General features: G+C 64.0%; 3 protein-coding genes. All 3 read right to left on the bottom strand.

Annotated elements, in window-relative coordinates:
* Positions 1–162 precede the first annotated feature (162 nt).
* The 3 genes from CON77_RS03435 to CON77_RS03425 all read right to left on the bottom strand — a co-directional run bounded on the left by CON77_RS03435 (position 163) and on the right by CON77_RS03425 (position 3,238).
* A complete protein-coding gene (locus CON77_RS03435; protein ID WP_198552254.1) occupies positions 163–1,203 on the bottom strand; it encodes an AfsR/SARP family transcriptional regulator in 1,041 nt (346 codons plus the stop codon).
* A 377-nt stretch (positions 1,204–1,580) separates the two neighbouring features.
* Positions 1,581–2,900 carry a type II toxin-antitoxin system HipA family toxin gene (locus CON77_RS03430; RefSeq protein ID WP_101047742.1) on the bottom strand — a complete coding sequence of 440 codons (1,320 nt, stop codon included), beginning with the start codon at positions 2,898–2,900 and terminating at the stop codon, positions 1,581–1,583.
* Complete coding sequence (locus CON77_RS03425; RefSeq protein ID WP_157826830.1) at positions 2,897–3,238, bottom strand: helix-turn-helix domain-containing protein; 342 nt, start codon at positions 3,236–3,238, stop codon at positions 2,897–2,899. Before CON77_RS03425 ends, CON77_RS03430 begins: the two co-directional genes overlap by 4 nt.
* Positions 3,239–3,559 lie beyond the last annotated feature (321 nt).

The raw sequence follows: 3,559 nt of genomic DNA, 5'->3' as shown, positions 1-3,559 counted from the left end.
ATGACGCTCCAACCCGGGCGTGGCCAGCGCCCGCTGAAAAGCAGGCAGAATCCGCCACACCGCGGAAATTCAGGCCATGCTAGGCAGGTGCCACCTAGCGATCACGTAGAAATGGGAAAGATCGTGGAGTCCCGCCGGCCGCCACCCCGCGCGACCCTGGGGTCAAGGCGCCATCGACAGGGACACGCGGCGCAGGCTTTCGGTGCGGGGCGAAGGCGCCACCCCCAGCACGATGGACAGCAACTCCCGGCACCGGCGGTACACCCGCAGGGCCTCGGCGTGCTCGCCCATGCGCTGGTGGCAAGCCATCAGGTGCTGGTAGAACACCTCCGCCAGATTGTCGACTTCCAATCCCCGCTCGTAAATCTCGGCGGCGCCCTCCCAATCCCCGGCCTGCTCCAGGTGTTCACCCAGGACCCGGACCAGGCGGTGGAAGCGGTTGCGCAAGCGGTCTCGGTAAGGCAAAGACCAGGGCTCTTCCGATTCGGACTGCAAAAAATGGCCCGAATACAGGCGCAGGGCGGCGCGGGCCTCGGCCTCCGACACAGGGGCCCGCTCGTGGCCGGGCTCCACCAGTGCCGCAGCGCACGGCGCAGTCAGACGGTTGAACGCCCAGGCATCCACCCAACAACGGCTGGCGTCGAGCGTCAGCTTGGCGTTGTGGACGTGCAGCACCTCCTGCGGCCCCAACAGCTTGCGCAAACGGTGCAAGGTGTTGTCGAACAGGTTGCGCAGATTGCTGCTGCTCTCCTCGGGCCACAGGCTTTGCATCAACACGGTGGTGCGCACCTCGCGGCCGCCGTGGGCGATCAGGGCCTGCAACAGCTCCAGCGCCTTGCGCGGGGACTTGCCCGTGAACGTCAGCGGCTTGTCATCACAAAACACCGCAAACCGGCCCAGGGTGTGTACCCGCACCGGCCAAGGCCAGTTCAGCGAGGCACCCGGCTCCGGCGCCAGTTCACAGTGCGCGATGAAGCGCCGAACCACCGGCGGCTCGATGCCCGCATCCAGCGCCTCGGCACACAGCCTGGCCAGCACCGGCTTGGCTATCGAAGGCACCGGCCACACCGAACCCCGGGCCAACTCAGCGAACACCTCGTGCAAACAGCCCCGCGCCGCTTCGGCGTGAACACCCGCCTGTGCGACCGCCCGCTCCAACAGATCGTCGATCTGAACTTGCGCATTGCTGGGATTTCGCGACATACCCCTCCCGCCCATTGAAGGCCAGTGGACCACGCCTCACACGACGGTAGCCATGGCTCTGTCGGCGCCATGCGTGGGCGCCATGCGGGATTTTGCGGGCAACCTTTCGAACCTGGCCACCACAAATCAACGAATTGTTACAAATTTATCAAAATAAGGCGTCGCATGCCCCATACACATGTCGTTGACGGCTTGACACAGGTTGGCCACAGCGACAGGGCCAAAAAATCCCATTAAAATCAATCACTTGAGTTATTTTTTAGCGGTGGTAATGGTCACTGCAAAACCGCTCTCAGCCCTACTTTGAGGAATTGCCCGTGGCTGCCGCCGAACACACTATTGCCGACTGCTGCAAAGCCGTTGCCGGGCAGCGTGTTTTATCCGGCTCGATGGCTTTGGGCTATCGCAGACTTCCGCCTGCGTGAGGGGCTGGAAATCCCCTCGGCTTCCCGCAGGACCGACTCGCTGCTGTCTGCGAGCTGCTCGCTGAGCGCAAAGGCGCTGCGCACCCCCGAGATCGCCTCGGGCGTTACGCCTGCAGCCGCCAGATCACGCTCCCAGCGCTGGGCCACCCGGCCTGCGGCCTGGATCAGCCACTGGGCGGCCTCTGTGGCAGATGCATAGCCCATGCGCAAAGAGGCCTCCAGCAGTCGCTCGACGCTCACGGCGGTGCCCCCGCGGATCTCGACCCCCATGCTGAGGGAGCCCCGGTAGCCGACCAGTGGTGTGATGTCGAAGGCTGGGGCCAGGCGCCAAGCCTCGTTGACTCGGTAGAGGGCATGGTTGAGCGGGTGGTCGTCACCGTTGCCGACCAGAGCGTTGAAGCACATGCGGCGCCAGAGCTCTCGGATGTCGTTCTGCACATCGTCGCTGTGACGCGACCAGGTCCTCAGCTTGTCGGCCAGTGCCAGGTACGAGCGCGCTGGGGCTCCAGCGACAGCACCGGGCTGCAGTTGCAGCGCCGTGTGAGCGGAGGCATACAGGCGCTTGCGGGGCGCCTTGGGGTCGCCGTGTCGGTCAAAGCGCTGCACCAGGAGGACGGCCACATCGGCGACGGTCTCAAGACGAATGTCCGGGACGGTGATGTCGCACTCGCCCGCCAGGGTCATGCAGACGAATTCCTTCGTCGGCAAAAACGGCATGTCGTTGCGGGCCTGCATCTTGGCGATCCAAAGGCGGCCATCGAACTCAACCGTGGCCTTGGGCCTGTCACCACCAGCGCTGGTGGCCATATCGCCCAGCATGTCCTTGATCGCCCTCGCTCTGGGCTGGCCAGCCTCCAGTTGTTCGATGTGGTACTTCAGAGCGTCGAGGCTGTGCGCCTGACTGCGAAGCTTTCGGTCTATGTCGGCGCAGGCCGCAACAGCCCCCGCTGCGTCCCCTGCGCCCAGTTCCAGAAGCTCGATCCGGGTCAGCGTCCTGTCTCGACCATGGAGGTTCTGCAAAAGGTCTTCGCCGTACCCGGCGGGGCAAGCGTCCATGACCACGCCTGGAATGCCCTCTGGAGCGTTCACAGGAACGCCATGGGCGCCCGCCATCCTCAGTGACACCGGATCCAGAGGCGTGGCCTTGGGATGCAACCTGAAGTCCGTGGAGTACAGGAAGCGCCCCCTATGGGGCCCTTCGATTCGCAGCTCTCCAGCCAGGATGGGTTCGGTCTCTTCGGGCATCCACACCCAGACGGGGACCGAATTCATCGGGAACTCCCGCGCATCAGATCCCCACGGACAGTGGACGAGGCGGTGGTGGAGCCCATGAGCTTGGTGACCCCCGCCTCTGTGACCATTTCATCGCGGGCAGGGTCCAGCAGGGAATCCACCTGGCCGAGCAACTGCAGGACATCCAACAACCGGAAGACATTTCCGATGGACGCACCGGGGTGACCGCCCTCGATGCCCACCACAGTAGAGAGTCCAACGCCCGCGGCTGCAGCCAACTCCGGCTGGGTGTAGTCCCGTGCTTTGCGAGCGATGGCGATGCGGCGACCCAGGTCGAGCATGGCTTGCTCTACGGAAAGGGGGTAAGGCGTGCGCATGATTCTGTTATTGGAACACATACCAACAACAAATGCTCCAAAAACAACATTTACAAACCAACATCCTCTTCGACAGTCTTGCTGGCGGCGCACTCAGCGCGGTACCGCTTTGTGAAGAAGGTAAAAGGGCACGTCAAAAGTCGTTGGTCGATGCCCCCATCTGCGCGGCCACGTCGGCCTGGCCCCGGCGACGTCGGCGGCACGCACTTCATGTGTGGATACCCAGTTGTCCGAGCGCGCGCTGGACGGGCGGCGCATGGGATGAGGGCCTGGTGGACTCCGCACCGAAACGCTCACCAGATCCCTGATGGCCACCCAAAT

The sequence above is a fragment of the Macromonas nakdongensis genome, assembly GCF_002837145.1.
GTDB lineage: Bacteria > Pseudomonadota > Gammaproteobacteria > Burkholderiales > Burkholderiaceae_C > Macromonas_B > Macromonas_B nakdongensis.
This window is presented reverse-complemented; position numbering and strand designations above follow the sequence as displayed.